This is a genomic window from Amycolatopsis sp. NPDC051371, from assembly GCF_040682155.1.
Taxonomy (GTDB): Bacteria; Actinomycetota; Actinomycetes; order Mycobacteriales; family Pseudonocardiaceae; genus Amycolatopsis.
This window is the reverse complement of sequence record NZ_JBFBAG010000022.1, coordinates 124,172-150,199: the sequence shown is the minus strand read 5'-3', so window position 1 is coordinate 150,199 and position 26,028 is coordinate 124,172. Positions and strand designations below refer to the sequence as shown.

Genomic DNA, 26,028 nt, shown 5'->3' with positions numbered 1-26,028 from the left:
TCCCGGATTTCGCGAGTATCGTGCCCGCATGATCTCGCCGGTGCCGACCGCTCTCGCCCCAGCCGCACCGGTTCCGGGAACCGTGCCCTGGTGGGCTGTTCCCGTGATCGCGGGCGGCTTCCTGATCGCGGGCGCGCTGCTCGCGTTCCTCGCGATCGCGTTGAGCGACCGCCGCAAGCTGAACCGGGAGGACCGCCGCCGGTGGGACCGGGAGATCCGCGACACCTACCTGGAGATCACCCGGCACCTCGCCCGGATCACCGCCTTCCGGTACCAGGTGCTCACCGACGAGGAAGACCGCCGCCTGCGGTATCAGGCCGGTGCCGACGCGCTCGCGGGCATGCGGGAACAGGTCGCGATGCTGGAGGTGATCGGGACGCCGGCGTTGATCTCCCGGGCCCACGAGCTGGAGGACCGCAGCGGCGTGGTCGTTTCCCTGTGGCACGAGCTGATCAACCCCGGAAAACCCGAGTACCGGGCCCTGCACGCGGCCCGGAACGAGTTCCTGGACGCGGTGAAGGACGGCATCCGGGTGGAGCAGTACCAGCCCCGCACGTGACGCGGCCGACGGGTGCGCGGGGCCGACCCGGCGCCGTACCTTGTGGGGCATGGCCGACACCCAGCGTTCGAAGTTCTCCGAGCTCCTGCAGGAGCAGATCCGGCACGAGTTCACCGCGGCGCAGCAGTACATCGCCCTGGCCGTCTGGTTCGACGCGCGCGACCTGCCGAGGCTGGCGAAACGCTTCTACCGGCAGTCGATCGAGGAGCGCAACCACGCGCTGGCGATGGTCCGGTACCTGCTCGACCGCAACCAGCCGGTGGCGATCCCGGGCAGCGGTGACGTCCGGAACGACTTCTCGAGCGCGCACGAGGCGATCGAGCTGGCGCTGGAACAGGAACGGGCCGTGACCGCCGACATCGAAGCGATGGCGAAAACCGCCCGGCTGGAGGAGGACTACCTCGGCGAGCAGTTCGTGGCCTGGTTCCTCAAGGAGCAGGTCGAGGAAGTGGCCCAGATGTCCACGCTGCTCACGGTCGTCGAGCGCGCCGCCGACAACCTCTTCGAGGTCGAGAACCACCTGTACCGCGAGGCGGCCACCGAGACCGGGGACGCGCCGGACATGCCGCCGGTCGCCGGCGGGAAGCTCTGACGGCTACATCAAGGCGGTCAGCCACATCGCGAGCCAGATCGTCTGGCTCAGCGCCACCGCGAGCAGGCCCAGCCGGGCGATGCGCTTGCGTCGCTTGACCAGGCCCGCGACGAGCACGAAGAGACCGAGGAACAGGCCGGTCAGGGCGGCCAGGTAAGTGATGCCCGCCAGGGCGACGAGGAGTGGGGCCTGCTCGTCGTCGGCGGATTTCTCCAGCCAGTAGACGAAATCGGTCAGGGCGGAGAACACGGCGGTGCCCGCGCCCGCGCCGACGGCCACCGCGGCGGTGCGGGCGAGCTTCCGCCCGGCCGGCTGTTCGGCGACGGGGGCGGGCGGTGGCGCGGGCAGCCGCAAGGGCCCGGCGGGCGCCCGCGGGGGCGGCGCGGTGACCGGCGGCTTGGGTCGCGACGCGCGCCACTGCCGCACGGCGACCCAGACTCCGACCACGGCCGCGACGGTGTTGAAGAACCCGGTGAGCAGAGAAAAGAACTCATCCACGACGTCCAGTATCGGCGTGATCGCGGCAAACATCTGATCTACGCGGTTTGTCGTGGTTGACGCCGGGCGTAGGGTCAGGGCAGTCGTACAGGACGATCGCCCTGACCGGAGGTTCCATGAGTTCACCAGCGGCCGCGCGCGGCGAAGCGGTCCGGCGGCGGCTGCTGGCGGCCGCGCTCGAACTGGTCCCGGAACGCGGCTGGCCCGCGGTCAGCACCCGGGTCCTCGCCGAGCGCGCGGGTGTCACGCCGAGCGTCGTGCACTACCACTTCGCGTCGGTGCAGGCGCTGCTCGTCGAGGCGGTGCTGGAAGCGATGCGCGGCGTGGTCGGCGAGTTCGAGCCGATGCTCGAGCGGGCGCGCACGCCCGAGGAAGCCGTCGACGCGATGACCGGCTCGGTCGAGCAGTACACCGGTGCCGACCCGATGTCCCTGCTGTTCATCGAGGCCTACCTGGCCGCGACGCGCGACGAGGCGCTGCGGCGGGGGATCGCGGAGATCCTGGACGGCCTGCGGACCCGGCTGGCCGGGTGGTTCCGCGACCACGGTGTCCCCGACGCCGACGCGACCGCCGCGGTGCTCGCGGCCACCGTCGACGGCTTGCTGCTGCACCGGGCCCTGAGCCCCGCGCCCGCGACGTCGGCGGCGGTGCTGCGCCGCCTGGTCCGGGGGGTGGCCGGATGAAGGTCGCGCGCCGGATCCGCCGGCTGGTGCTGCGCCTGCCGAGGCTCCTGGTGACCGCTCACGTCCCCCCGGAGGTCCGGTCATGACGGCGGTGCGGCCCGGACGGGTCATGCGGGCGGTCTTCCGCGCGCCGGTGCGCGTGTACGACCGCGGTTTCGGGTGGGTGTTCGGCCGGCGGTTCCTGTGCCTGACGCACGTCGGCCGCCGGTCCGGGCGGACGTACCGCACGGTCCTGGAGGTGATCGGCGTCGAGGACGGCGAGTACTTCGTGGTGGCCGGGCTGGGCGCGGGGGCGGACTGGTACCGCAACATCCAGGCGCGCCCGCCGGTGGAGGTGGTGGTGGGCCGGCGCCGGTTCGTGCCCGGGCACCGGGTGCTGGCCGAAGGCGAGGCGGTCGCGGTGCTCGCCGCGTACGAGCACCGCAACCGCTGGGTCGCGCCGGTCCTGCGGCGGGTGCTGAGCAAGCTGCTGGGGTGGCGGTACGACGGAAGCGCCGCCGCCCGCCGGCGGATGGCGGGTCAGCTGCCGATCGTGGGACTGCGCGAAAGCTGAGCCACGAAAAGCGGAAGCGGCACACCCCCAACGCGTGCCGCTTCCGCCGTTCTCAGTGGCAGAACGAGACTTCCGGATACCCCGGCTCGTCGAGCACCGGCCGTGCCTCGCCCCGCAGGTGCTGGTCGAAGAACGCGTTCACGTACGTCCGCGTGATCTCCTGGGTGCGCAGGGCGGTGGTGGTCGCGCCGATGTCGACGCCGAGTTCTTCGCCGACCAGGCCCACGTCGGTGAACGACGCGTGCTGCGTGCCCGCCACTTCGATCCAGCGTCGCCAGCCCGTCAGCTGGGCCCAGTCCCGCTCCCACGGCACGTTCCCCGGCGCGCAAGCGGTCTCCGCCAGCTGGTGGCTCGCGAACATGAACGGCCGCGCCAGCCCGGGCGGGGTCAGCGGAACCGCCGTGGTGCCGTCGATGTCCATCCCGGCGCGCACCCGCGCGTCGGCGACCATCGTGGGGAGCGTGCTCGCCCCGCCGGCGGAGTGCCCCGCCATGCCGATCCGGGACGCGTCGATCAGCGACGCCCAGCGAGAGTGCGTCAGGGAATCCAGCACGAACGACACATCGGCCGCCCGGCCCCGCTGCAGTTTCTCCGAGAACGCCTGGTCGTGCGGCACCTCGCACGACGCGCACCCGGCGAAGCGCCCGTCGGGGAAGCTCTGGCCGGTGTTCTCGTACGTGTGGCCGACCAGCGCGACGGCGTACCCGTGACTCGCCAGGTCCTCGGCCAGCGCGCTGAGCGTCGCGCGGGGTTTCGTGTAGCCGGGCGAAAGCACCACCAAGGGCAGGTGAGACCCCGCCGGCCGGGCGTCGGCCACCGAGTTGGTCACCAACCGGGTCAGCAGGTCCGGCGGCACGTCCAGGCCGCTGCCGGACAGCAGCGCCGCCGACTCGGCCGCGGTCAGGTACGGCGTCTTCGGACCGTGCGAAGACGCCGTCGGGTAGAAGAGCGACACCATCAGCTCCCGGTAGGGCACCGACGGCACCCACGGGTCCGGCCGCGAGGTGTCCTTCAGGTACACCGAGGTGCTGGCCACCGGCCGGTTCCCGGTCGGCGCGGGCAGGTAGGGCGTCGACGTCATGGCGAAGCTGACCTCCGGATAGCGCGGCGACGGCTGGTCGAGCAGGGGCTGGGCCCGGCCTTCCAGGTGCTGTTCGAAGAATGCCCGAACATAGGCCGCCGTGACGGCCTGTCCCCGCGCCGCCGGCGTCGTCGCGCCGAAGTCGAGGCCGAGCTGCTCACCGACCAGGCCGATGTCGGTGAACGACGGGTGCGCCATGCCCGCGACGACGAGCCAGCGCTTCCAGCCCGTCAACTGGTCCCAGTCCCGTTGCCAGCTGCCCGACTCGACGCCGGTGCCCGGGGTGTACATGTTCGCGCGGCCCAGGAACAGGAACGGCCGGTCGAGCCCGGGTGCGGGCAGCGGGTCGTCCGTCGTGCCGTCGATGTCGATCCCCGCCTTGACCCGCGGATCGGTCACCATCGCGTCGATCGTGCTCGCCCCGCCGACCGAGTGCCCGGCCATGCCGATCCGGGACGCGTCGATCAGCGAAGTCCACTTCTTCGAGCGGGTCAGGGAATCCAGCACGAACGACACGTCCGCCGCGCGCCCGCGTTCCAGCTTCTTCCAGAACGCGTCGTCGTAGCTGCCGCAGGCCGCGCAGCCGGTGACGTGCCCGTCCGGGAACGTCGTGGCCACGTTCTCGTAGGTGTGGTCGACCACGACGACGGCGGTGCCGTGGCTCGCCAGGTCCTCGGCCAGCGACGTCAGCTCGGCGCGGGGACGCTTGAACCCGGGCGACAGGACGACCAGCGGCAGGTGGTGCCCGGCCGGCCGGGCGTCGACCGCGGCGTCGGTGCGCACGGTCGTCATCACCGAAGCCGGAATGCCGGTGACACCGGCCTCGTCGAACACCGCCTGCGCTTCGGCCTCCGTCATGAACTGCTTCTTCGTGCCCTGCGCGGAAACCGCCGGGTAGAACAGGGACACCATCAGCTCGCGGTAGGGCACCGTCGAAACCCACGGGTCGGGGCGCGAGGTGTCCTTCAGGTACAGCGAGGTGGTGCCGACCGGCTGGTCGCCGGTCGGCGTGGCCAGCGAGAGCGCCTGGGACGCTGACGCCGGCACGGGCAGTGCCAGCGTCAGCGCGGTCACCATCAGAAGAATCTTCATCCGATGAACGTCACTTCCGGGTAGGCGGGCGAAGGCGCGGCGAGCAGCGGTTGCGGCCGGCAGCGCAGGTTCCGGTCGAAGAAAGCGCTTACGTAGTTCCGCGTGATCGTCAGGGCGCGGGCCCCGCCGATCGACGCGCCGATGTCGACCCCCAGCTGGTCGGCGAGCACACCGAGGTCGGTGAACGAGCTGTGCACCGTGCCGGACACCATGAGCCAGCGCTTCCACCCGGTGAGGTGCGTCCAGTCCGTCTCCCAGTCGTCGTACGGACCCGGCTGGCCCGGGGTGTAGTTGTCCATGCTGCCCAGGAACAGGAACGGCCGGGACAGCCCGGACGCCGGGAGCGGGACGTGGACGCTCCCGTCGATGTCCGCCCCGGCGCGGATGCGGGGGTCGGCCAGCATCGCCTGCGTCGTGATCGCGCCGCCCGCGGAATGCCCGGTCATGCCGATCCGCTGAGGATCGATCAGGGCGCCCCACTTCTTCGAGCGCAGCAGCTCGTCGAGCACGAACGACGTGTCCTTCGACCGGACCTGGGCCAGCTTCTCCCAGAACCCGGGCTGGTCGTCGACCGCGCAGGCGTCGCAGCCGGTGACGTGCCCATCGGGGAACGTGGTGGCGCGGTTTTCGTAGGTGTGGTCGATCGCCGCCACCGCGTAGCCGCGGCTGGCGAGCTCCTCGGCCAGCGCGGTCAGCGTGGCCCGCGGTTGCGTCCAGCCCGGCGACAGCACGACCAGCGGCAGGTCGTGCCACCGCCCGGCCGGTTCGGCGTCCACGACGGCGTTCGTCCGGACGGTGCTCAGGACGTCCAAGGGCAGCCCCGGGATGTTCTCCCGTTCGAGGTTGCGCTCGGACTCCAGCGGGGTCATGTACTGCTTCGCCGGGCCGTGTCCCGAGGTCGCCGGGTAGAAGACGGAGACCATCAGCTCCCGGTAGGGCACCGACGGCACCCACGGGTCGGGACGCGAAGTGTCCTTCAGGGACAGTGTGCTGACCCCGACGGGCTCGTGGCCGGTCGGGTGGGGCAGGTAAGGCGTCGTGGCCGCCGAAGCGGCGGGTGACGCGGACAGCGTGAGCGTCAAAGCGGTGGCTACCGCGAGAGTGCGCATGATTCCCCCAGGAATCGGCTCAGGAAAGGTGACGGAGGCGGCGGAAGCAGAACCAGGTGAGCAGGGCGGTCATCGCGAGGTACAGCGCGAGTTCGAGCCACTGCAGCGGCCAGAACCGGGAACCCGGCTGGTAGGTCAGGCGCTGCTGGTAGCCGTGCGCGCCCAGCTGCCCCATGCACTCTTCGATCGTGCCGCGCTCCGGCGGGCCCTGGCCCGGCCTCGGGGCGCACGTCTGCACGAAGTCCGGCAGCGGATCGGCGACGGTGCCCGCCGAGTCCACGGTTTCGTTCGCCAGCACCCATGCTCCGGGCGGGTTCCGCACGCCGATCTCCAGGATCCCGTGGGTGTCGTCGCCGGTGATGTTCGTGATGTCCTCCCCGGTGATCGCGATCGTCTCGGTTTGCGGCGGCAGCAGGTACGGGCGCACGAACAGCGGGACCAGGATCAGCACGGCGACGAGCGTGACGAGGGTGACGGCCATGGCGGCCACCGTCCGCTTCAGCAGCATCCCGACCGCGACGCCGAGTGCGAGGGCGAAGGCCGCATAGCCGATCGGGACGATGCCGCGCGCGCCGAACACCACCGGCATGATGCGCGAGAGCATCCCGCGATCGGTCTGGGTGGCCGCGAGCGCGTCGATCGGGCTCGCCCACCACGACACCGCCCAGCCGAGCAGGCCGGCCGCGACCATCGCGGCCAGGAGACCGAACCCGAGTTTGGTGGCGAGCCACCGCTTGCGCGTGACGGTCTGGTTCCACACCAGGCTGTGCGTGCCGTTCTCCAGCTCGCGGGTGATCATCGGGACGCCCCAGAACACGCCGATCACCGCGGGCAGCAGGTAGAGCGTCAGGATCGTCCCGACGAAGAGGGCGTCCTGGTCGGAGAAGCTCGTGCGCCCGACCAGCTCCGGCCCGGTGATCCCGAGCACGACGCCGATCAGGGCCAGCGCGGCGAACACGGACAACGTGGGAAGGCGGAACTGGCGCCAGGTCAGCCAGGTCATCGGAGGACCTCCAGGGCGGGGCGGGCGGCGGCGGGGTTGCTCATGTACTCGAGGACGAGGTCTTCGAGGCCGATCTGCGCGACCGTCCACGCGGGATCGAGGATCGGCGCCTCGGTGCGGACGAGGACGGTGGTCTGGCGATCGGTGTGCTTCGCGGAGACGACGTGCTGCTCCGCCGGCAGCGAGTCGACCTCGCGACGCGGCCCGGAAAGCCGGTGGTGCGAGGCGAGCAGCTCTTCGACGTCGCCCATCACCCGGACCTGGGAGTCCACCAGCACGACGAGGTGGTCGCAGACGCGTTCCAGGTCGTTGACCAGGTGCGAGGACATCACGACGGACAACCCGTGCTCGGCGACGGCCTCCATGAGGTCCTGCAGGAACTCCCGGCGCGCCAAGGGATCCAGCGCGGCGACGGGTTCGTCGAGCAGCAGCAGTTCGGGGCGCTTGGCGATGCCGAGGGTGAGCGCGAGCTGCGCGCGCTGGCCGCCGGACAGCTTGCCGGCGTGCTGCTTCGGGTCGAGCCCGAGGCGTTCGATCCGCTTCTCGGCGAGCGTGGTGTCCCACCGCGGGTTGAGGTGCGCGCCGAGCCGCAGGTGCTCTTCGATGCTCAGGCCGCCGTAGACGGGCGTGCTCTGGGCGACGTAACCGACCTTCGCCAGCTGGTCCGGACCGCTGCCGGGGGTGCCGCCGCAGACCTCGATCGTGCCGGTGGTCGGCTCCAGCATGCCGGACGCGATGTTCAGCAGGGTGGACTTGCCGGCGCCGTTGGGGCCGACGAGCCCGGTCACGTGGCCGGCCTCGATCTCGAGCGTGCAGCCGGTCAGCGCCCACTTGCGCTTGTACTTCTTGCCCAGTCCCTGGGCACGCAGGACGGTCACGCTATGTCCTCTCTGGCGGAGTCGCGAAACGTGGACATCAGCAGGGCCTCGATGCTCTCTTCGTCGAGACCGGCCTTGCGGGCCTTCCCCAGCCAGCGGCGCAGGTCCTGCCGCAGCGGGCCGAGTGCGGCGAACGACGCGCCGCCGTTCAGTGTCGCGGCGACGAAGGTGCCGACGCCGGGGCGGGCCGAGACGAGGCCGTCGTGCTCGAGTTCGCGGTAGGCCTTGAGCACGGTGTTCGGGTTGATCGCGAGGTCGGCGACCACGTCCTTGACCTTCGGGAGCTGGTCTCCCTTGTCGAGCAGGCCCAGCCGCAGCGCGTGCCGCACCTGCTGGACCAGCTGCTGGTACGGCGAGAGGCCCGAGCGGGCGTCGAGGTGGAATTCGATCATCGGCAACTCCATTTAACTAGTTGCCTAGTACTATAGCTAAGGAGGGGAAGTCGGCGCCAGAGGCTCTTTCGGGAGGGCCGGTCCGGACGTCACGAACGAGTCGTTCACCGCGCCAGACGACCTGAACGACTCGTTCATGACGTGCCCGCGGGCCGAGCCGGAACCCGCACCGGGGTTTCCGCGAATGACCCAGTGGCAGGGCGCCCGAGATCTTTTTCGGCCACCCTGCCAACCTCGTCACCCCCTCGCCCGTCTGGAGGGGTGATCGTTTTCCTTCGACGAAAGGGTTCTTCGTGCGTCGATTTACTGGGGGAGGCATCGTGCGCGGCGTGGTCGTCGCGCTCGGCGTCTCGATGGCCGTCGTGGCCGGACCGGCGGTGGCCTCGGCCTCCGTCGACAGCGTCCCGGCACCGAAACTGAGCTGGACCGGCTGTGAAGACGGCTTCCAGTGCGCCACCGCCGCGGTGCCGCTGGACTACGACCGGCCGTCCGGCGCGAAGATCGACCTCGCGCTCATCAAGCTGCCCGCCACCGATCCCACGCACAAGATCGGCACGCTGTTCGTCAACTTCGGCGGGCCGGGCGCGTCCGGCTTGCAACGCCTGCGGGAGCGCGGGAAGTGGCCGTGGCTGTTCTCCGACCAGCTGCGCGCGCGGTTCGACGTCGTGTCGTGGGATCCGCGCGGGATCGGGAACAGCACCGCCGTCCGGTGCTTCGGCACCCTCGCCGAGCAGGAGTCGTTCTTCGGCTCGTTCCCGGAGATGCCGGGCGACCCGAGCGGCAACGCGGCCTTCTACGCGAAGTCGAAAGAACTGGCCGACCGCTGCGAAGCCAACGCCGGTCCGATCCTCGAGCACGTCTCGACGGCCGACACCGCGCGGGACCTCGAATTGCTGCGCCGCGCGGTCGGTGACGCGAAGCTGACCTACCACGGCATTTCCTACGGGACCCAGCTCGGCGCCACCTACGCCAACCTGTTCCCGAACCGCATCCGCGCCATGGTGTTCGACGGCACGATGGACTTCGTCGGCAACGCCACCGGGCACGACGGCAGCGGCAAGAACGTCCCGCTGGACACCCGGCAGGACGTCGCCACCGGCATCTCGCAGACGTTCGACCAGTTCCTGCGCCTGTGCACCGAAGCCGGCCCGAAGTGCGCGTTCTCCTCGGGCGACCCGAAGGCGAAGTGGGCGGAGATCACCGCGCGGGCCAAGCAGGCTCCGATCACCGCGGACGGCGAAACGTGGACGTACTCCGGGATCATCAACGCGGCGGCGGACCTGTCCGACTCGCGGGGCTGGCCGGACATCGCTTCGCTGCTGCAGCGCTTGTACGACGCGAAGAACACGGCCGCCGCGTTCAAGGCGGGCGAGCCGTACACGTCCAACCGCACCGAAGCCTTCAACGCGATCCAGTGCAGTGACAGCGATGTCCCCACCGATCCGGCGATCTACAGCCGGTACGCGGAGTCCGAGGACCAGCGCGTCCCGTACTTCGGCCGGATCGCGGTGCTGGACATGATGAGCTGCGCGTTCTGGAAGGCGAAGACGGGAGGTTCCTCGGACCGGTACACCGGCCCGTGGAACCGCCCGACGTCGGCGGAGATCCTGGTGCTGAACAACCGCTACGACCCGTCGACGCCGCTGGCCGGGGCCCGCGACGGCGCCGCGGAACTGGCGCGCGCCCGGGTGTTCGTCACCGAGGGGTACGGACACTCGTCGATGTACGTGCCGAGCACGTGCACCGAGCAGGTGAAGCGGGACTACCTGATTTCGGGTGCGTTCCCGGCCGCGGGCAAGACCTGCGCGATCGACGCGAGCCCGTTCGCGGGCTGAGCCAAGGGCGGCACTTTCACGGGAAAGTGCCGCCCTCGGGGCTCAGCCGGCCAGCTCCACGAGCTGTTTCGCGGCCACCGTCGCGCCGTCGGTGCGGATCTCCACGGTCCGGCCCGCCGAGGCGAACGCCGTGGCCAGCGCCGCCGACAGCGACTCGGCGGTCGGCACCGGGTCCGGGTGGGCCGCGCCGATCCCCAGCTCGGCCACCCGCTCCGCCCAGTAGGGCTGGTCCGCGATCCGCGGGACCACCACCTGGGGCGCGCCGGCCCGGGCGGCCGCCGTGGTGGTGCCCGCGCCGCCGTGGTGCACGACCGCCGCCACCCGGCCGAAGAGCGCTTGGTGGTTGACCTCGCCGGCGACGAAGCAGTCCTCGGCGTCGTCGACCGCCGTCAGGCCGGCCCAGCCGCTGCCCAGGACGATCCGGCGGCCGTGCGCGCGGACCGCGTCCGTCGCCACTTGGGCGATGCCCTTCGGTGCGTACGCGGCCATGCTGCCGAAGCCGACGTACACCGGCGGCTCGCCGTCGTCGAGGAACTTCTCCAGCTCGCCCGGGAGCGGCCGGTCGTCCGGCAGGATCCAGGCCCCGCTCCGGAGGACGTCGAGGTCCGTCGGGCACAGCACCGGATCCGCGGCCAGCCACGGCCGGTCGGTGAAGACGTGGTCGCGGACGTTGTCCACCGGCGCCAGCCCGAGCGCTTCCCGGTGGCGGTTCAGCGCCGGGCCGTACAAGGCGTTCACGCGCTCGGCGTCGTGACGCCACAGCACCCGGTTGTCGGTCTCGCCCGCCGGGGACGGCGTGCCCGGCCGAGCCCCCGGCGGCTGATGCGGCGACGGCAGCCCGTGCAGGTGGTAGCATGCGTACACGTACGGGAGCCCCGCCCGCTCAGCGACGTCCCGCGCGCCGGCGGGCAGAAGTCCCTGTGCCACCACCACATCGCAGTCGTCGGCCACCGCGGTCAGCGTGGTGAACCGCGCGGTGACCAGTTCGTCCGCGAGCGCGAACGCGTCCGGCCGCTCGCGCGTCACCACCGAACGCACCGACGGGCCCAGCGGCACGTGCGCCACCCCGGCCCCCTCCAGCAGGGCCACAAAATCCTCGTCCGGCGGCGCGCACACCACCGAGTCCACGCCGAGCCCGCGCAGGGCCACCGCGAGCCCCGCCAGCGGCTCGACGTCCCCGCGCGAACCCCACGTCGTCAGCAAAACACGCATTCGCTCCCCCTGTTGTCGCTGGTTGCGCGGCCATTGTGGAGGACGACCCCAGCCTTGCGGCAAGCCCCGGGTTCGGCTATACCTTGAAGGGGGCGGGGAGTTCCTCTTCATTCCATTCCGGACGATCACCGCCGCTGACGAACGCGTCGCGCGGGTGCTGCACCGAAGCCAGCGACAGGATGTCCCGCCCGAACAGGGCGGCGGTCAGCCACACGGCGAGCACACGGACCTTGCGTTCCCAGCTCGGCACCGCCAGCACGTGGTAGCCGCGGTGCATCAGCCACGCGGGCAGGCCGGTGACCACCAGGCGCCGGTACTGGAAGATGCCGCGGCCCAGCCCGAGCGTCGCGATGGCGCCGAGGCTGTGGTGGACGTACGGCTTCGGCTCGCGGCCCCGCAAGGTGGCAATGATGTTGTGGGCCAACAGCTTTCCCTGCCGGTAGGCGTGCTGCGCGTTGGGCACCGTGCGCGCGCCCGGGACCGGCGACGCGAGGTCGGGCACCGCGGCGTCGTCACCGGCCGCCCAGGCGTCCGGCACCGGCTCGGCTTCCGTGCCGACGCGCAGATCCGGCCGCACGACGACCAGCCCGCGCTCGTCGACCGGGAGGTCGGTGTGCTTGTCGAGGACGGGATTGGCGCCGTTGCCCGCCGTCCACACGATCAGCTCCGAGTCGAACTCCTCGCCGGTCGAGAGCGTCACGTGCCCACCGGTCGCCGACGTCACCAGCGTGTCCAGGTGGACGCGCGCGCCGCGGCGTTCCAGCTCGCGCACGACCCAGCGCCCCGGCCGGTCGGTGACCTCGGGCAGGATGCGGCCCGACGCCTCGACGAGGTGGAACCGCAGCTCGTCGCGGTGCAGTTCGGGGTAACGCTTGAGCAGCGCGGTCGCGAGCGACAGCAGCTCGCCGAACCCCTCGACGCCCGAGAAGCCACCGCCGACGAAGGTGACGGTGAGCAGTTTCCGGCGCAGCGGGCCCGCGGGCAGCACCGCGGCGCGGTCGAACGAGGTCAGCAGCCGGTCCCGGATCGCGACGGCCTCTTCGACGTGCTTGAGGCCGATCGCCTCCTCGGCGACGCCGGGCACGGGCAGCTTCCGCGTGACGGCCCCGGCGGTGACGACGACGAGGTCGTAGCCGAGCTCGAACGGGTCGCCGTCGGCGGGCCGCACGGTGACGACGCGGTGCGCGTGGTCGATGGCGGTGACGGTCCCGGCGACGACGCGGGTGCGGCGCAGGTGCCGCCGCAGCGACACGGCGGCGTGCCGGGCTTCGACCGCCCCGGCGACGACTTCGGGCAGGAAGGGCTGGTAGGTCAGGTAGGGCCGCGGATCGACGAGGGTGACCTCGGCTTCGCCTTCGCGGAGCTTCTTTTCCAGCTTCCAGGCGGCGTAGAAACCGGCGTAACCACCACCGACGATCAGGATCCGGCGCATCTCGTCCTCTTTTCTCGCTTCACCCCCTGGACGAGGTGGCGGCGGAGGACGTGACAGGGATGCGCGTCACAGCGAGGACGCGTTCGCGGTGGTGTTCCTCGTGCAGGTCCCGCCGCCGGGCGTGCAGCAGCTGCGCGAGCGTCACGACCCCACAAACCCGCGCCGGATCCCCACGCTCGACCACCACCGCCTGCGTCACATGGCCCGTCGCGAGCTTGTTCGCCACCTCGCGAAGCGTGTCGTCCGGGTGGCACGTCGCGTGGGCGGGTGTGGTCGCGTCCGCGACGGTCCGGCCCGCGCACGTCAGCAGCGCGTGCCGGGTCGTCACGCCGATCAAGCGGTCCTGGCCGTCCACCACGGGGTAGAGCGTCGCGTGGCGGGAGTGCGGCAGCGTCTCGTACACCGTTTCGTCGCGGTTCAGGACGACCGGGTTGGCCGTCATCACCTCGTGCGCGAAGAACGTCTCCAGCGGGTCGGTCGTGTACTCGCGCGTCAGGTGCAGGCGGCGCCGGGCGATCTTCTCCGTCAGCACCGAGCGCTTGAGCAGCAGCACCGACACCGCGTACGCCGACACCGACGCCACCACCAGCGCCAGCAGGTCGTCCCACGCGTGGGTCAGCTCGAGCGTGAACACGATGCCGGTCAGCGGCGACCGCATGACGCCGCCGACCACGGCCGCCAGGCCGCACACCGCCCAGAACCCGGCCGTGACGTGGGGGAGCAGCCCGCCTTCGGCCGCGCCCAGCGCCGCGCCGATCATGAACACCGGCGCCAGGACGCCGCCGGACGTGCCCGAGCCGAGCGACAGCGACCAGATGAGCGTCTTCACCACCAGGACGCCGACGATCAGCGACGTCGTGGCCTGGCCGGTCAGCAGCTGGTCGATGACGTCGTAGCCGACGCCGAGCGCGCGCGGCTCGATCAGTCCGCCGGCCCCGATGACGAGCCCGCCGATCGCCGGCCACCACATCCAGTGGATCGGCAGCCGGGCGAACCCGTCCTCGGCGAGGTAGACCAGCGCGGTCGCGGCGATGGCGAGCAGGCCGCCGGTGATGCCGGGCACGAGCGCGAGCACGTCGGCCCCCGCGCCGGGCGCGGGTGCGGCGGGCAGGCCGAAGACCGGGTCGGTGCCGAGGAGGAAGCCGCGGCAGAGCGTGCTGGTCAGGACGGCCGCGGCGACCGGGATGAAGCTGCGCGGCCGCCATTCGAACAGCAGCAGCTCCACCGCCAGCAGGATCGACGCCAGCGGGGCGTTGAACGTCGCGGCCATGCCGCCCGCGGCGCCGGCCACCAGCAGCGTCTTGCGCTCGTCCGCGGAAAGGTGCAGCAGCTGCGCGAGGATCGACCCGACGGCGCCGCCGGTCATGATGATCGGGCCCTCGGCGCCGAACGGGCCGCCGGTGCCGATGCTGACCGCGGCCGACACCGGCTTCAGGACGGCGACGCGCGGCGCGACCTTGCTCTCCCCGGTCAGGATCGCCTCGATCGCTTCCGGCATGCCGTGCCCGCGGATCTTCTCCGAGCCGAACCGGGCCATCAAGCCGATCACCAGCGCCCCGGCGACCGGCGCGAACAGCACCAGCCACCACGGGTGCGAGGTGGCGCCGGGCGCGACGAGCGCGGTGTCGAACCGTTGGTAGAACACGAGGTTCGTGATCAGGCCGATGAGCTTCAGCAGGGCCAGCGCCGCCAGCGCCGCGGCGCCGCCGACAGGGACCGCGAGCAAGGCGATCAGCAGCATGCGCGGCCGGACCTGGAAGTCGCCCAGGTGCGTGGCGCGGGGCTGCGCGGGCGTACCGCCGCTCATCGAGCCTCCGTTTCGTACTACACGTATTGCGGTCAGCAATACTTGTAGTGGCGAACGGTCGGGGTCAAGTCGAGGCGCGCTGGAGTGGCCGGGTTCACCGTGGTGACGGCGCCGGGTCTCGCGAGGTGGGAAGGATCAGCCCCAGATGGCTTCGGGTGCCGCGTCGGCGGGCGGTTCCCCGCCGGCTTCGGCGAACGCGGTGAGCGCGTCGACGAGCCCCTGCCGGCTCTCCTTCGGCATCCGCGCGACGATCTTGGCGATCTCCTTGCGCCGCCGGGTCGTCACCTGCCGGACGATCCGGCCGCCCTCGCGGGTGATCTCCAGCACGATCTCGCGCCGGGACACGGGACTGTGCCGGCGGTCGACGAGCCCGCCGGCGACCACCCGGTCGACCATGCGGCTGGCCGTGGACGGCGTGACCCCGAGGTGTTCGGCCAGCGTCGCGTGCTTGAGCGGCCCGCGCGTGTGCAACACGACGAGGAGCCGGAACTGCGGCAGGGTCAGGCCGCCCTCGGCTGCGGCGATCGACCGGACGGACACCGCCACCAGCAACCGGGACGCGGTGAGGACGGCGTCGGTCAGCGTGTCTACGCTCGCGGCGTCCAGGCCCGGGTTCGTGCGGGTCATGCCGTCCAGTGTGCCGGAAACCGGCATGCCCCGGCGGGGTGACCCCCGGCTTGACAGCGGGCCGCTCGTCTCGCACTATGCGAACAAGTGTTCGATAACTTTCTCCTGGGTTCGCCCGCGCTTCGCGGCGCGGGTGTCTCCGGTGCGAGTACGTGGTGCTGGAGGTGAGCGGTGGTGGCGGTGCCGGAGGCGCTGGCCGGGCTCACGGCGATCCCGGGGGTCCGCACGGCGGCGCAGCTGAGCGCGGGTTCGGCTTCCGGGTCGGCTTCGGGTTCGGTCCCGGGGCCTGCTTCGGGTTCGGTTTCGGGGTCGGCTGAGCTGTTGACGGTGCTGCCGCCGCTGGCGCGGTTGCTGCCGGGCGGCGGGTTGCGTCGCGGCAGCACGGTCTCGGTGGGCGGCGCGATGTCCCTGGTCCTGGCCTTGCTGGCGGCGGCGACCCGCGACGGTTCGTGGGCGGCGGTGACGGCGTTGCCGGAGCTGGGCCTGGCCGCGGCGGCGGAGCTGGGCGTCGACCTGGAGCGGCTCGCGCTGGTGCCGCACCCCGGCGCGGAGCTGACGGGCGTGCTGTCGGCGCTGGTGGACGGGTTCGACCTGGTGGTGCTCGGTCCGGTCGGAGTCCAGCCCCAGCTCGCCCGGCGCCTGGCGGGACGGGTGCGCAACCGCGGAACGGTGTTGCTGGCGGTGGGGCCGTGGCCGGGCGCGGACTTGGAGCTGCGCGTGTCGGGGCGTCGTTGGCACGGCCTCACCCTGGACGGGTACGGGCACCTGCGCACGCGCGAGGTGCTGGCGACGAGCCGCGGCCGCGGGGCGGCGGCGAGGCCGTTGTCGGTGCGGTTGCAGCTGCCGGGACCGGGCGGAGCGCTGGCGGCGGGCGAGCCGTCGGAGCGGCGCCTGACCGAGGTGGCCGGGTGAGCCGTGGCGCCGGGATCGGGTGAGCCGGCCAGGGCCGCGCATGAGCAAGACACCGGAGTTCTTCGAGCCGGCCGGAGGTTCCGCTCTGGCCACGGCGCTTCGACCCGCCCGGGTCAGCGCGATGACCGGCGGGCGGCGGTTGTCCGTGCCGGTCGTGGCCGGGTGTTTTGCTGTGGTCGCGTGCTGAACCGGTTCTTCGCGCCGGTTGCCGCGGCTGGCTGTGTTGCTGTGGTTGTGCGACGGCCGGCGAGTGATGGCGGCTTCGGGTCGGCCACCGCGGTCGGCTGCGCTGCCGCGGTTGTGCGATGAGCCGCGCCATAGCCGTTCTCGCCGGTCGCGCAATAAGCCAGAAGCCGACCGTCTCGGCCGCGGGATGAACGGTCCGCCACGGCTGCTCGTGCTGTGGTGCCCGGACTGGCCGGTCGCCGCCGCCGGGGCCGCCGCGGGTACTCCGCCCCTCACTCCCGCCGCCGTCTTCTCCGGCAACCGGGTCGTCGCCTGCTCGGCTTCCGCTCGCCGCGACGGCGTCGGGCGCGGGATGCGCCGGCGCGATGCCCAGTCCCGGTGCCCGGAACTCGTGGTGCACCAGCACGATCCGGACCGCGACGCCCGGCTCTTCGAACCCGTCGCCGCCGCCGTCGAAGCGCAGGCCGTCGGGGTCGAGGTCGTGCGGCCCGGGATCGTCGCCGTGCCCGTCACCGGCGCCGCCGGGTATTTCGGCGGCGAAGAAGCCCTCGCCGAACTGCTCATCAACGAGGTCGAAGCCCAAGCCGGCGTCGAGTGCCAGGTCGGGATCGCCGACGGCCTCTTCGCCGCCACCCTCGCCGCCCGCCGCTCGGCCCTCGTCCCGCCCGGCGACACAAGAACCTTCCTCGCGCCGCTCTCGATCACCGAGCTGAACCAGCCCGGCGACGACCGCGGCGAGCTCGTCGACACCCTCCGCCGCCTCGGCCTGCGCACCCTCGGCGCGTTCGCCGCCCTCGCCGAACGCGACGTCGCCGGCCGCTTCGCCAAGGACGCCGTCACCGCCCACCGCCTCGCCCGCGGCCTCGCCGAACGCCCGCCGCTGCGCCGCGCCCTCCCGCCGGATCTGACCGTCACCGAAGAGTTCGACCACCCCCTGCACAGGATCGACGAAGCCGCGTTCGTCGCGAAAACCCTCGGCGAACGCTTCTTCGCCGGCCTCGCGAACCACGGCCTCGCCTGCACCCGCCTGGCCATCGTCGCGATCACCGAAGCCGGCGAAGAACGCGTACGCGTCTGGCGCTGCGCCGAGCCCCTGACCGCCCGCGCGACGGCCGACCGCGTGCGCTGGCAGTGCGAAGGCTGGCTCACCACGCGCGACCGGCCCACCGCCGGGATCGTCCGGCTGCGCTTGGACCCCGAAGAGGTCGTCGGCGGGCAGGCGCTGCAGCTGCAGCTCGGGTCGATGGGCCGCGCCGCCGACGCCGCCGAGCGCGCCGGCCGCGCCCTGGTGCGCATCCAAGGCCTCCTCGGGCCCGACGCCGTCTTCACCCCGTTGCTCGACGGCGGCCGCGGCCCGGCCGAGCGCGTCCGCCTGGTCCCGTGGGGTGAGCCGCGCCGCCCGGTGACCGAGGACCGGCCGTGGCCGGGGCGCCTGCCCGCACCGTCGCCGGCCTGGGTGTCGCCGCGGTCACCGGCGGCGCTGGTGCTCGACGCGGTGGGCGACGCGGTCCGTTGCACCGAGCGCGGCGAGCTCAGCTACCCGCCGGCCACGGTCGCGATCGGCGACGGCCCGGCGCGCCGCGTCCTCGGCTCGGCGGGTCCCTGGATCGTGCACCCGTCGTTGCCGGCGAAGCGCGGCGCGCGGCCGACAGCTCGGGTGCAGGTGGTGCTGGAAGGCGAGGACGACGACCGCGCCCTGCTGCTCGAAGCCACCGTCGGCATTGATCCACAGTGGACAGTCGAGGGTGTCTACGACTAGTCCTTTGTGATCGATGCGACTCCCGAGTTGACACCGGGCCTTTCCCGGCTCAGGATCGAGTCACGGTAGTCGTACGTGTGTTCGAACAGTAGTCGCTGGCTTCCCCACAGCGAACTCCTTGTGGGGAGCGGAGCTTTGGCGTTCAACAATCCGAGTGTGCCGTGGTCCGAAGTGGAGCGGATCGCCTCCGGGCGGCCGCCCGTTCCCGGCGACGGCAACGACGCCCCGGCGTGGTCGCGCAAACGCGAAGGGTACGCCGGCGCGCCACCCGATCTCCGAACGCGCCGACGCCGGGACGACGCCGGCGACCGGATCCGCGCCCCCTACGCCGAGCTGCACGTCCACTCCAACTTCAGCTTCCTCGACGGTGCGAGCCACCCCGAGACACTCGTCGAGGAGGCCGCGCGGCTCGAGCTCGACGCCCTCGTCCTCACCGACCACGACGGCATGTACGGCGCCGTCCGGTTCAACGACGCCGCCCGGGAGCTCGGCGTCCGGGTCGGGTTCGGGGCCGAGCTGTCGCTCGACCTGCCCGCGCCGCAGGCCGGCGAACCGGACCCCCGGGGGTCGCACCTGCTCGTGATCGCGCGGCAGCAGGCGGGTTACCACCGGCTCTGCAAGGTCATCTCCCGCGCCCAGCTCGCCGGCGGGGAGAAGGGCCGGCCCGTCTACGACCTCGAAGAACTCGTCGACGAGCTGGCCGGGCACGTCGTCGTCCTCACCGGGTGCCGCAAGGGGCCGGTCCGCCGGGCGCTCGCCGAGCACGGGCCCGGCGCCGCGCGGGCCGAGCTGGGGCGGCTCGCGGACTGGTTCGGGCCCCGGCACGTCGCCGTCGAGCTGATCGACCACCGGCAGCCCCTCGACGACGCGGCCAACGACTACCTCTTCGACATGGCGAAGGAGCTGCGGCTGCCGACGGTCGTCTCGAACAACGCGCACTACGCACGCCCAGAGGACGCCGTCGTGGCCGACATGGTCGCCGCCGTCCGGGCCCGCCGGTCGGCCGAGGACCTCGAAGGCTGGCGGCCGCCGTCGGGGCAGGCGTTCCTGCGCTCCGGGATGGAGCAGCGCCGCCGCTTCGAGCGACGCTATCCCGGCGCCGTCGGACGCGCGGCCGTCCTCGGCGTCGAGGTCGCGTTTGACCTGAAGCTCGTCGCGCCGGACCTGCCGCCGTTCCCGGTGCCGGCCGGCCACGACGAGATGTCGTTCCTGGGCGAGCTGACCTGGCGCGGCGCGGCGAAACGCTACGGCTCGCGGGAGGAGAACCCGAAGGCCTACGCCCAGCTCGACCACGAGCTCGCCATCATCGAGAAACTCGGCTTTCCCGGCTACTTTCTCGTGGTGTGGGACATCGTCCGATTCTGCAAGGAAGCGGACATCCTTTGCCAGGGCCGCGGTTCCGCGGCGAACTCCGCCGTCTGCTATGCGCTGGAAATCTGCCACGCGGACCCGGTGAAGTGGAACCTGCTGTTCGAACGGTTCCTCGCGCCGGAGCGGGACGGGCCGCCGGACATCGACATCGACATCGAGTCCGGCCGCCGCGAGGAGGCGATCCAGTACGTCTACGAGAAGCACGGCCGTTTCCACGCCGCGCAGGTCGCCAACGTCATCACCTACCGGGCGCCGTCCGCGATCCGCGACGCCGCGAAGGCCCTCGGCCACAGCCCCGGTCAGCAGGACGCCTACAGCAAGCTCGTCGACCGATGGGGAGGTACCCGACAGCAGACGGCCGGTGAGATCCCTGCCGACGTCCTCGAACTGGCCTCCCGGATCGAGGACTTCCCGCGCCACCTCGGCATCCACTCCGGCGGGATGGTGATCTCGAAACAGCCGGTGTCCGAAGTGGTCCCGGTCGAATGGGCGACCATGGCGGACCGCAGCATCCTGCAGTGGGACAAGGACGACTGCGCCACCGTCGGCCTGGTCAAGTTCGACCTGCTCGGCCTCGGCATGCTGTCCGCGCTGCACTACACGATCGACCTCGTCGCCGAGCACCATGGGTCCACTGTGGACATTGGCGAGCTCGACCTCGCCGACTCGAACGTCTACGACATGCTCTGCGAAGCCGACGCCGTCGGAGTGTTCCAAGTGGAGTCTCGGGCGCAGCTGGCGACGCTGCCGAGATTGCGTCCGCGGAAGTTCTACGACCTCGTCGTCGAAGTCGCGCTGATCCGGCCGGGCCCCATCCAGGGCGGCTCGGTGCACCCGTACATCCGGCGCCGCCGCGAGCAAGAGGAGTGGCAGCACGCGCACCCGCTGCTGGCGTCCAGTTTGGACCGGACGCTCGGCGTGCCGCTGTTCCAGGAACAGGTGATGCAGATGGCCGTCGACGTCGCGAGCTTCACGCCGGCCGAGGCCGACCAGTTGCGCCGCGCCATGGGCGCGAAGCGGTCCAGCGCGAAGATGAAGGCGTTGATGGCGCGGTTCTTCGCCGGCTGCGAAGCCAACGGCCTCGACCGCGAGCTGGCGACGCGCATCTTCGAGCAGATCCACGCCTTTTCCGGTTACGGCTTTCCCGAAGCGCACTCCATGTCGTTCGCGCTCCTGGTGTACGCGTCAGCGTGGTTCAAGCGCTACTACCCGGCCGCGTTCTGCGCCGGGCTGCTGCGCGCGCAGCCGATGGGCTTCTACAGCCCGCAGTCCCTGGTCGCCGACGCGCGCCGCCACGGCGTCCGCGTCCGCGAGCCCGACGTCAACGCCAGCCTCGCCCACGCCACCCTCGAACCCGACGCCGACAGCACCGGGGGCGTCGCGCTCCGCCTGGGTCTCGCCGGGGTCCGGCACCTCGGCGACGACACTGCTGCCTCGATCGTCGCCGAGCGTGACGCGAACGGCCCGTACGCCGGGGCCGGCGACCTCACCCGCCGCGTCCAGCTGAAGAAGAACGCCGTCGAAGCCCTGGCCACGGCCGGCGCGTTCGGCGGCGACCGGCGTCAGGACCTCTGGGCCGCCGGCGCCGCGGCGGCCACCCGGCCCGGGCACCTGCCCGGCCTGGCCCCGGGGCTCGACGCGCCCGCGCTGCCGGGCATGACGCGGCTGGAGGTCACCGCCGCGGACCTGTGGGCGACCGGCGTCTCCCCGGACAGCCACCCCATCGAGTACCTGCGCGAGCTGCTCACCGCGCGCGGCGCGCTCACCGTCGCGGAACTCATGCGGGTCGAGGACGGGACGCGGGTGTGGGTCGGCGGCGCGGTGACGCACCGGCAGCGCCCGGCCACCGCCGGCGGGATCACGTTCCTCAACCTCGAGGACGAGACCGGGATGGCCAACGTCCTCGTCTCGCCCGGCTTGTGGCAGCGGCAGCGCCTGGTCGCCCGCACCAGCGCTGCACTGCTGGTCCGCGGGCAGGCGCAGGTCGGCGAAGGAGTCGTCACGCTCGTCGCCGACCGTCTCGAACGCCTCGACCTGTCGATGCGGGCCGGGCCGTCGCGAGACTTTCGTTGACTTCCGGGCCGCGCACTGGTTCTCTGCTCTGAGAGCGCTCTCAGCCATCTGTGCGTCTCGACGAGTGAGGATGGACATCCATGACAGCTCGACGTCTGCGCTGGGCAGCGTGGCCGGTGGCGGCCGTGCTCCTGGCGGCCGTGCCGGCGGCGGCCGCGGCGACCCCGCCCGAAGCGACCGTGACGGTCAACGCGAAAGCGGGGCTGGCCACCGTGCCGGACACCGCCATCGGCGTCAACCACGCGGTGTGGGACAGCCAGCTCGGCACCGATACCGTGGCCGACCTGTTCGGCGCCGCCGGGGTCCGCACGATGCGCTACCCGGGCGGCTCCTACGGCGACATCTACCACTGGAAGGACAACACCGCGCCGGGCGGCTACGTGGCGCCCGGCACGGATTTCGACACGTTCATGGGCGGCGTCCGGCGGGCCGGCGCGCAGCCGATCGTCATCGCCAACTACGGCACCGGGACGCCGCAGGAGGCCGCCGACTGGGTGCGGTACGCGAACGTCACGAAGGGCTACGGCGTCAAGTACTGGGAGATCGGCAACGAGCTCTACGGCAATGGCCACTACGGCGCGAACTGGGAAGCCGACAACCACGAAGACAAGAGCCCGGCCGCGTACGCCGCGGGCGTCGTGGCCTACGCCGACGCGATGAAGGCCGCCGACCCGTCGGTGAAGATCGGCGCGGTGCTGACGACGCCGGCGAACTGGCCGGACGGCATCGTCGCCGCCGGGGACACCGGCACGTGGAACCAGACCGTGCTGTCGATCGCGGGCCCGCACATCGACTTCGCCGTGCTGCACTGGTACCCGGGCGGATCGACGGCCGCGGAAGCGCTTTCCAAGACCGAGCAGGTGGACGACATGATCTACCTGGCGCGGGAGCAGATCACGCGGTACGCGGGCCGCTCTTTGGGTATCGCCCTGACCGAAACGAACACACCGGTCGGCATGAACACCCAGCCCGGTGCGCTGTTCGCGGCCGAGGCGTACGCGTCCCTGCTGGAGAACGGCGTGTTCACCGTGGACTGGTGGGACACGCACAACGGGGCGACCGCACTGTCCACTGTGGCCGGTTATCCGGACTACGGTGATTTCGGGCTGCTTTCGAGTGCTACCTGTCTCGACGGTGGTTGTGAACCCGCGCTCAACACACCGTTCGCGCCTTACTACGGGCTGAAGATGGTGAGCACGTTCGCGCGTCCCGGCGACCAGTTCGTCCGGGCCGCTGCGGACGATCCGCTGCTCGACGTGCACGCGGTCCGCCGTCCGGACGGCGATCTCGCGGTCCTGATGGTGAACAAGGATCCTGCGGAGGCTCGGTCGGTGAAATTCGATCACGCGGGTTACGCGCTTTCGTCCTCATCCACCTTCACGAACGGCGCGTCGTCGATCACGAGCGCGTCTTCGTGGGACCGGACGCTACCGCCTTATTCTTTGACGACGCTGGTTCTGCACCCCGCCGCGGCTTCGGTTCCGTTGAGCGCGCCGGGCCAGCCGACCGCGACGACGACCGACACGACGGCGACGATCAGCTGGCCCCCGTCGACGCCCGGCGTGAAGTACGAGGTGTACCGGCAGGCGGGCGTGGTCAGCGAAGAGTGGGGCGAGACGACGGGGACGTCGTTGAGCGTCGGAAACCTGGTCCCGGGCAGCCGATACACGGTCAACGTGCTGGCACGGGACGCGGCGGGGAACGTGTCGTGGGCGTCACCGCCGTTGACTTTGACGACGGGCGCGCCTTCCGCCAGCAGTTGCACGGTGACGTTGACCGATGTGAACGACTGGGCGAGCGGTTTCGTGGGCGGGATCCACGTGGTGTCCACTGTGGTCGGTGACTGGACGTTGACGTTCACCTGGCCGACCGCGCGGCAGCGGGTCACGAGCGGCTGGAACGGGACGTGGACGCAGGAGGGATCGGCGGTGAAGGTGACGTCGTCGGCGCCGTTGGCGGGCGGAGCGGATGTCGGGTTTGTCGCGGACTACAGCGGGCCGAACATTCTGCCTACGGCGTTCCGGCTGAACGGAACCCTCTGCTCGGTGGGCTGACGGGGACTGAGGGGCGAGTGCTGACCGGCACTCGCCCCTCTCGAGCCGCGTTGATTCGTCTGGTCGCTACAGACCGTGGGGAGGTGGCGGTGCCGGATCGAGACGAGTCAACTTCAGTCGAGGCGGGCTGGAGGTACCGACGTCCTGCGCGAGCTGATGTCTCAACGCGTCGGCCAGGTCCCTGATCTTCTGCGACTCGTCGGGCGACATCGACGCTCCCGAATTTTGGTCGGGGCCAGTCGCGACGGCATTGCCGCGTCCGGCCGTCGCCAAGGCGGTTTGCAGTCTCATGTAGACATCCATCGCTCGTGGCGTGAGGAACAACCCTCCCGCGTCGTCGTCGAAGTACCAGTCGTGAAACTCCTCGCAGATCTCGAGAAGCCGTTCTCGTGACGGCTCTTCGCCCGGTATCCAATAACGCGGGATGACCTGGGAGAGGTGGAAAAGTCGCTGGTACCGGGCAAGTCTTTTCTCGCGAACAGCCTGGTCGTAAGCATGGGCCAGCTCGAGCCTCAACTTCGAGCGCGTGGTCAGGTAGGTCACGATCCCGCCCTGCCTAGCCTGCGTCTTTCATGCGATGTGATGTAGATCAGAGTCTGGAAATGGAGGAAGTGCCTGTCCTGTAAGGGAAACTTGGGCTTGCGAAGGTCCAAGATTCACCCGACAGGAAGGCACTCCCTTGGTGCAGGATAGCAAGGCGTCATCAGTGCGGGTCACCGCGGACGGTGAAGGGCTGGTGTCCCGTGCGGGGGTGGCGTTGCTGCGGGAGCTGACGATCAGCACCGGCCTGGGAACCGGCTGGTCGGAAGCACTTCTCGACACCTACACCGGGATACCGGTCCACCTTCCAGGGCGGGTCCTGGCCGATCTGGCGGTGATGATCGCCGACGGCGGTGACGCGCTGGCGCATCTGGCGACGCTGCGGGACCAGGACAAACTCTTCGGCCCGGTGGCCAGTGACGCCACCGCGTGGCGGGTGCTGGACCGGGTCGACGACGAGCATCTGGCTCGCCTGCGGGCGGTCCGCGCAGCAGCTCGGGAACGGGCCTGGGCCGCCGGAGCGGGTCCCAATGTCACGACTGGGCTAGTGATCGACATCGATGCGACGATCAGCATCGCCCATAGCGAGAAGGAGAACGCGGCGAAAACGTGGAAAAAGACGTTCGGGTTCCATCCGCTGCTGGCCTACCTCGACCGACCCGACGTTGCCGGCGGGGAAGCCCTGGCCGGGATCCTGCGACCGGGCAAAGCCGGGTCGAACACCGCCGCCGACCACGCCGAGATCCTGACGATGGCGCTGGCCGCGCTGCCCGCCTGCGCCCGCCCCGACCCCGATGACCCAGACTCACCGCAGGTGATGATCCGCACCGACGCCGCCGGCGCGACCCATGCCTTTGCCGCGGCGGTCCGCGCGGCGGGGTGCGGGTTCTCCATGGGATTCCCGATCAGCACCGAGGTGCGGGCCGCGGTCCTGGCTGTTCCCGCCGACGCGTGGGTCCCGGCTTACGACATCGACGGCGGGCCTCGGGACGGGGCGTGGGTCGCGGAGATCACCGGCATGCTCGACCTGGCGAAGTGGCCCGAGCGTTCGCGGGTGTTCCTCCGCCGGGAACGTCCCCATCCCGGTGCGCGACTGCGGTTCACCGACGCCGACGGGCACCGGTTCACCGCGTTCATCACCGACACAGACGGCGGGCAGCTCGCCGACCTCGAAGTCCGCCACCGCGCCCACGCCCGGGTCGAGGACCGGATCCGGGGCGGCAAAACCACCGGGCTGCGCAACTTTCCCTGCCGCGGCTACGCGGAGAACAAGGCCTGGCTCGAGTTGTCGCTGACCGCCGCTGATCTGCTCACCTGGGTCCAGGCGCTGTGTTTCACCGGCGACCTCGCCCGCGCCGAACCCGCGACGTTGCGCTACCGCGTCTGCGCCGTCGCCGGGAAACTCACCCGCACCGCCAGGGTCACCACCCTGCACCTCGACCGGGACTGGCCCTGGGCCCAGCGGCTCGCGACTGCCTTCACCCGGCTCCGCGCAGCACCCTGGCCTGGCTAAACCCCTGCTCCTGCCCCGACGACCAAGGACCTCGGACCCCGCCCGCCGACGCGACAGTCGGCCCACAACCATGTCCACACCACGGTTTCCGGCCAAAACCCGGCTACAACAGGAACTTCCACCGAACCCCACAGCCCCATGCAAGATCGAGGCTAGTGCGCCGAGTGCCGCGCTCAGGGCGCCGACCAGAATTTCCACGAAAATCGAGGCTAGCGAGCCGGTTCGAGCGAGAACACCGCCGACCGTGCGCCCTTCGTGGACACCAGT

Annotated in this window: 22 protein-coding genes; 11 read left to right on the top strand and 11 right to left on the bottom strand. The window is 71.3% G+C overall.

The genetic code is table 11. The annotated features are described in order from the left end of the window. Positions 1–28 precede the first annotated feature (28 nt). Positions 29–559 carry a hypothetical protein gene (locus AB0M59_RS26490; protein WP_364619784.1) on the top strand — a complete coding sequence of 177 codons (531 nt, stop codon included), beginning with the start codon at positions 29–31 and terminating at the stop codon, positions 557–559. A 49-nt stretch (positions 560–608) separates the two neighbouring features. Next, the gene (locus tag AB0M59_RS26485) at positions 609–1,151 is read left to right on the top strand and encodes a ferritin (protein WP_364619781.1); all 543 of its coding nucleotides are present in this window, start codon (positions 609–611) and stop codon (positions 1,149–1,151) included. Positions 1,152–1,154: 3 nt separating this feature from the next. Here AB0M59_RS26485 and AB0M59_RS26480 read toward each other — a convergent pair whose 3' ends face one another. After that, positions 1,155–1,649: a hypothetical protein gene (locus AB0M59_RS26480; RefSeq protein WP_364619778.1), complete on the bottom strand. Its 495-nt coding sequence runs from the start codon at positions 1,647–1,649 to the stop codon at positions 1,155–1,157. Positions 1,650–1,765: 116 nt separating this feature from the next. Here AB0M59_RS26480 and AB0M59_RS26475 point away from each other — a divergent pair, with 116 nt between their 5' ends. Together AB0M59_RS26475 and AB0M59_RS26470 are read left to right on the top strand one after the other, a co-directional pair. Continuing rightward, positions 1,766–2,332 (top strand): TetR family transcriptional regulator, encoded by a 567-nt coding sequence (locus tag AB0M59_RS26475; protein ID WP_364619775.1) that lies wholly within the window; start codon positions 1,766–1,768, stop codon positions 2,330–2,332. Between the two features lie 82 nt (positions 2,333–2,414). Further along, positions 2,415–2,885 carry a nitroreductase family deazaflavin-dependent oxidoreductase gene (locus AB0M59_RS26470; RefSeq protein WP_364619772.1) on the top strand — a complete coding sequence of 157 codons (471 nt, stop codon included), beginning with the start codon at positions 2,415–2,417 and terminating at the stop codon, positions 2,883–2,885. A 52-nt stretch (positions 2,886–2,937) separates the two neighbouring features. On the opposite strand, the gene AB0M59_RS26465 is transcribed toward AB0M59_RS26470, so the two are convergent. Genes AB0M59_RS26465 through AB0M59_RS26445 form a run of 5 tightly spaced genes read right to left on the bottom strand, consistent with a single transcriptional unit; the run spans position 2,938 to position 8,440 of the window. After that, positions 2,938–5,058, bottom strand: coding sequence for an esterase (locus tag AB0M59_RS26465; protein ID WP_364619770.1), 2,121 nt, complete (start codon positions 5,056–5,058; stop codon positions 2,938–2,940). Beyond that, complete coding sequence (locus AB0M59_RS26460) at positions 5,055–6,167, bottom strand: alpha/beta hydrolase (protein ID WP_364619767.1); 1,113 nt, start codon at positions 6,165–6,167, stop codon at positions 5,055–5,057. Before AB0M59_RS26460 ends, AB0M59_RS26465 begins: the two co-directional genes overlap by 4 nt. A gap of 19 nt (positions 6,168–6,186) precedes the next feature. After that, positions 6,187–7,170, bottom strand: a complete 984-nt coding sequence (locus AB0M59_RS26455; RefSeq protein ID WP_364619764.1) for an ABC transporter permease subunit — start codon at positions 7,168–7,170, stop codon at positions 6,187–6,189. Then, complete coding sequence (locus tag AB0M59_RS26450) at positions 7,167–8,048, bottom strand: ABC transporter ATP-binding protein (protein ID WP_364619762.1); 882 nt, start codon at positions 8,046–8,048, stop codon at positions 7,167–7,169. The genes AB0M59_RS26455 and AB0M59_RS26450 overlap by 4 nt, the downstream gene beginning before the upstream one ends. Then, the gene (locus AB0M59_RS26445) at positions 8,045–8,440 is read right to left on the bottom strand and encodes a GntR family transcriptional regulator (protein WP_364619759.1); all 396 of its coding nucleotides are present in this window, start codon (positions 8,438–8,440) and stop codon (positions 8,045–8,047) included. Before AB0M59_RS26445 ends, AB0M59_RS26450 begins: the two co-directional genes overlap by 4 nt. Before the next feature lie 320 nt (positions 8,441–8,760). On the opposite strand from AB0M59_RS26445, the gene AB0M59_RS26440 reads away from it, so the two are divergent. Further along, a complete protein-coding gene (locus AB0M59_RS26440; protein WP_364619757.1) occupies positions 8,761–10,275 on the top strand; it encodes an alpha/beta hydrolase in 1,515 nt (504 codons plus the stop codon). Between the two features lie 42 nt (positions 10,276–10,317). Here AB0M59_RS26440 and AB0M59_RS26435 read toward each other — a convergent pair whose 3' ends face one another. From AB0M59_RS26435 to AB0M59_RS26420, 4 genes are all read right to left on the bottom strand, one after another. Continuing rightward, positions 10,318–11,487, bottom strand: a complete 1,170-nt coding sequence (locus AB0M59_RS26435; protein ID WP_364619754.1) for a glycosyltransferase — start codon at positions 11,485–11,487, stop codon at positions 10,318–10,320. Positions 11,488–11,563: 76 nt separating this feature from the next. Next, a complete protein-coding gene (locus AB0M59_RS26430; RefSeq protein WP_364619751.1) occupies positions 11,564–12,919 on the bottom strand; it encodes an NAD(P)/FAD-dependent oxidoreductase in 1,356 nt (451 codons plus the stop codon). 19 nt (positions 12,920–12,938) lie between these two features. Continuing rightward, positions 12,939–14,726, bottom strand: coding sequence for a chloride channel protein (locus tag AB0M59_RS26425; protein ID WP_364619748.1), 1,788 nt, complete (start codon positions 14,724–14,726; stop codon positions 12,939–12,941). Between the two features lie 135 nt (positions 14,727–14,861). Then, positions 14,862–15,353 carry a MarR family transcriptional regulator gene (locus tag AB0M59_RS26420; protein WP_364619745.1) on the bottom strand — a complete coding sequence of 164 codons (492 nt, stop codon included), beginning with the start codon at positions 15,351–15,353 and terminating at the stop codon, positions 14,862–14,864. A 174-nt stretch (positions 15,354–15,527) separates the two neighbouring features. Here AB0M59_RS26420 and AB0M59_RS26415 point away from each other — a divergent pair, with 174 nt between their 5' ends. The 5 genes from AB0M59_RS26415 (at position 15,528) to AB0M59_RS26395 (ending at position 23,708) form a co-directional block, all read left to right on the top strand. Continuing rightward, the gene (locus AB0M59_RS26415) at positions 15,528–16,265 is read left to right on the top strand and encodes a hypothetical protein (protein ID WP_364619742.1); all 738 of its coding nucleotides are present in this window, start codon (positions 15,528–15,530) and stop codon (positions 16,263–16,265) included. 40 nt (positions 16,266–16,305) lie between these two features. Then, the gene (locus AB0M59_RS26410; RefSeq protein ID WP_364619740.1) at positions 16,306–16,452 is read left to right on the top strand and encodes a hypothetical protein; all 147 of its coding nucleotides are present in this window, start codon (positions 16,306–16,308) and stop codon (positions 16,450–16,452) included. A 186-nt stretch (positions 16,453–16,638) separates the two neighbouring features. Continuing rightward, the gene (locus AB0M59_RS26405) at positions 16,639–18,210 is read left to right on the top strand and encodes a DNA polymerase Y family protein (protein WP_364619737.1); all 1,572 of its coding nucleotides are present in this window, start codon (positions 16,639–16,641) and stop codon (positions 18,208–18,210) included. Positions 18,211–18,345: 135 nt separating this feature from the next. Beyond that, on the top strand, positions 18,346–21,654 hold the full coding sequence (locus tag AB0M59_RS26400; RefSeq protein WP_364619735.1) for an error-prone DNA polymerase: 3,309 nt from the start codon (positions 18,346–18,348) through the stop codon (positions 21,652–21,654). An 80-nt stretch (positions 21,655–21,734) separates the two neighbouring features. Next, positions 21,735–23,708, top strand: a complete 1,974-nt coding sequence (locus AB0M59_RS26395) for a cellulose binding domain-containing protein (protein WP_364619732.1) — start codon at positions 21,735–21,737, stop codon at positions 23,706–23,708. Between the two features lie 66 nt (positions 23,709–23,774). Here AB0M59_RS26395 and AB0M59_RS26390 read toward each other — a convergent pair whose 3' ends face one another. Then, the gene (locus AB0M59_RS26390; RefSeq protein WP_364619729.1) at positions 23,775–24,251 is read right to left on the bottom strand and encodes a hypothetical protein; all 477 of its coding nucleotides are present in this window, start codon (positions 24,249–24,251) and stop codon (positions 23,775–23,777) included. A 136-nt stretch (positions 24,252–24,387) separates the two neighbouring features. Here AB0M59_RS26390 and AB0M59_RS26385 point away from each other — a divergent pair, with 136 nt between their 5' ends. After that, a complete protein-coding gene (locus tag AB0M59_RS26385; protein ID WP_364619726.1) occupies positions 24,388–25,761 on the top strand; it encodes an IS1380 family transposase in 1,374 nt (457 codons plus the stop codon). Positions 25,762–26,028: the final 267 nt, after the last annotated feature.

Bases quoted from the DNA above. Each gene is read 5' to 3' on its own strand.
- AB0M59_RS26460 (WP_364619767.1), bottom strand. From the start codon at position 6,167: ATGCGCACTCTCGCGGTAGCCACCGCTTTGACGCTCACGCTGTCCGCG.
- AB0M59_RS26435 (WP_364619754.1), bottom strand. From the start codon at position 11,487: ATGCGTGTTTTGCTGACGACGTGGGGTTCGCGCGGGGACGTCGAGCCG.
- AB0M59_RS26425 (WP_364619748.1), bottom strand. From the start codon at position 14,726: ATGAGCGGCGGTACGCCCGCGCAGCCCCGCGCCACGCACCTGGGCGAC.
- AB0M59_RS26395 (WP_364619732.1), top strand. From the start codon at position 21,735: ATGACAGCTCGACGTCTGCGCTGGGCAGCGTGGCCGGTGGCGGCCGTG.
- AB0M59_RS26470 (WP_364619772.1), top strand. From the start codon at position 2,415: ATGACGGCGGTGCGGCCCGGACGGGTCATGCGGGCGGTCTTCCGCGCG.
- AB0M59_RS26455 (WP_364619764.1), bottom strand. From the start codon at position 7,170: ATGACCTGGCTGACCTGGCGCCAGTTCCGCCTTCCCACGTTGTCCGTG.
- AB0M59_RS26420 (WP_364619745.1), bottom strand. From the start codon at position 15,353: ATGACCCGCACGAACCCGGGCCTGGACGCCGCGAGCGTAGACACGCTG.
- AB0M59_RS26405 (WP_364619737.1), top strand. From the start codon at position 16,639: ATGAACGGTCCGCCACGGCTGCTCGTGCTGTGGTGCCCGGACTGGCCG.
- AB0M59_RS26410 (WP_364619740.1), top strand. From the start codon at position 16,306: ATGAGCAAGACACCGGAGTTCTTCGAGCCGGCCGGAGGTTCCGCTCTG.
- AB0M59_RS26445 (WP_364619759.1), bottom strand. From the start codon at position 8,440: ATGATCGAATTCCACCTCGACGCCCGCTCGGGCCTCTCGCCGTACCAG.
- AB0M59_RS26490 (WP_364619784.1), top strand. From the start codon at position 29: ATGATCTCGCCGGTGCCGACCGCTCTCGCCCCAGCCGCACCGGTTCCG.
- AB0M59_RS26475 (WP_364619775.1), top strand. From the start codon at position 1,766: ATGAGTTCACCAGCGGCCGCGCGCGGCGAAGCGGTCCGGCGGCGGCTG.
- AB0M59_RS26430 (WP_364619751.1), bottom strand. From the start codon at position 12,919: ATGCGCCGGATCCTGATCGTCGGTGGTGGTTACGCCGGTTTCTACGCC.
- AB0M59_RS26465 (WP_364619770.1), bottom strand. From the start codon at position 5,058: ATGAAGATTCTTCTGATGGTGACCGCGCTGACGCTGGCACTGCCCGTG.
- AB0M59_RS26485 (WP_364619781.1), top strand. From the start codon at position 609: ATGGCCGACACCCAGCGTTCGAAGTTCTCCGAGCTCCTGCAGGAGCAG.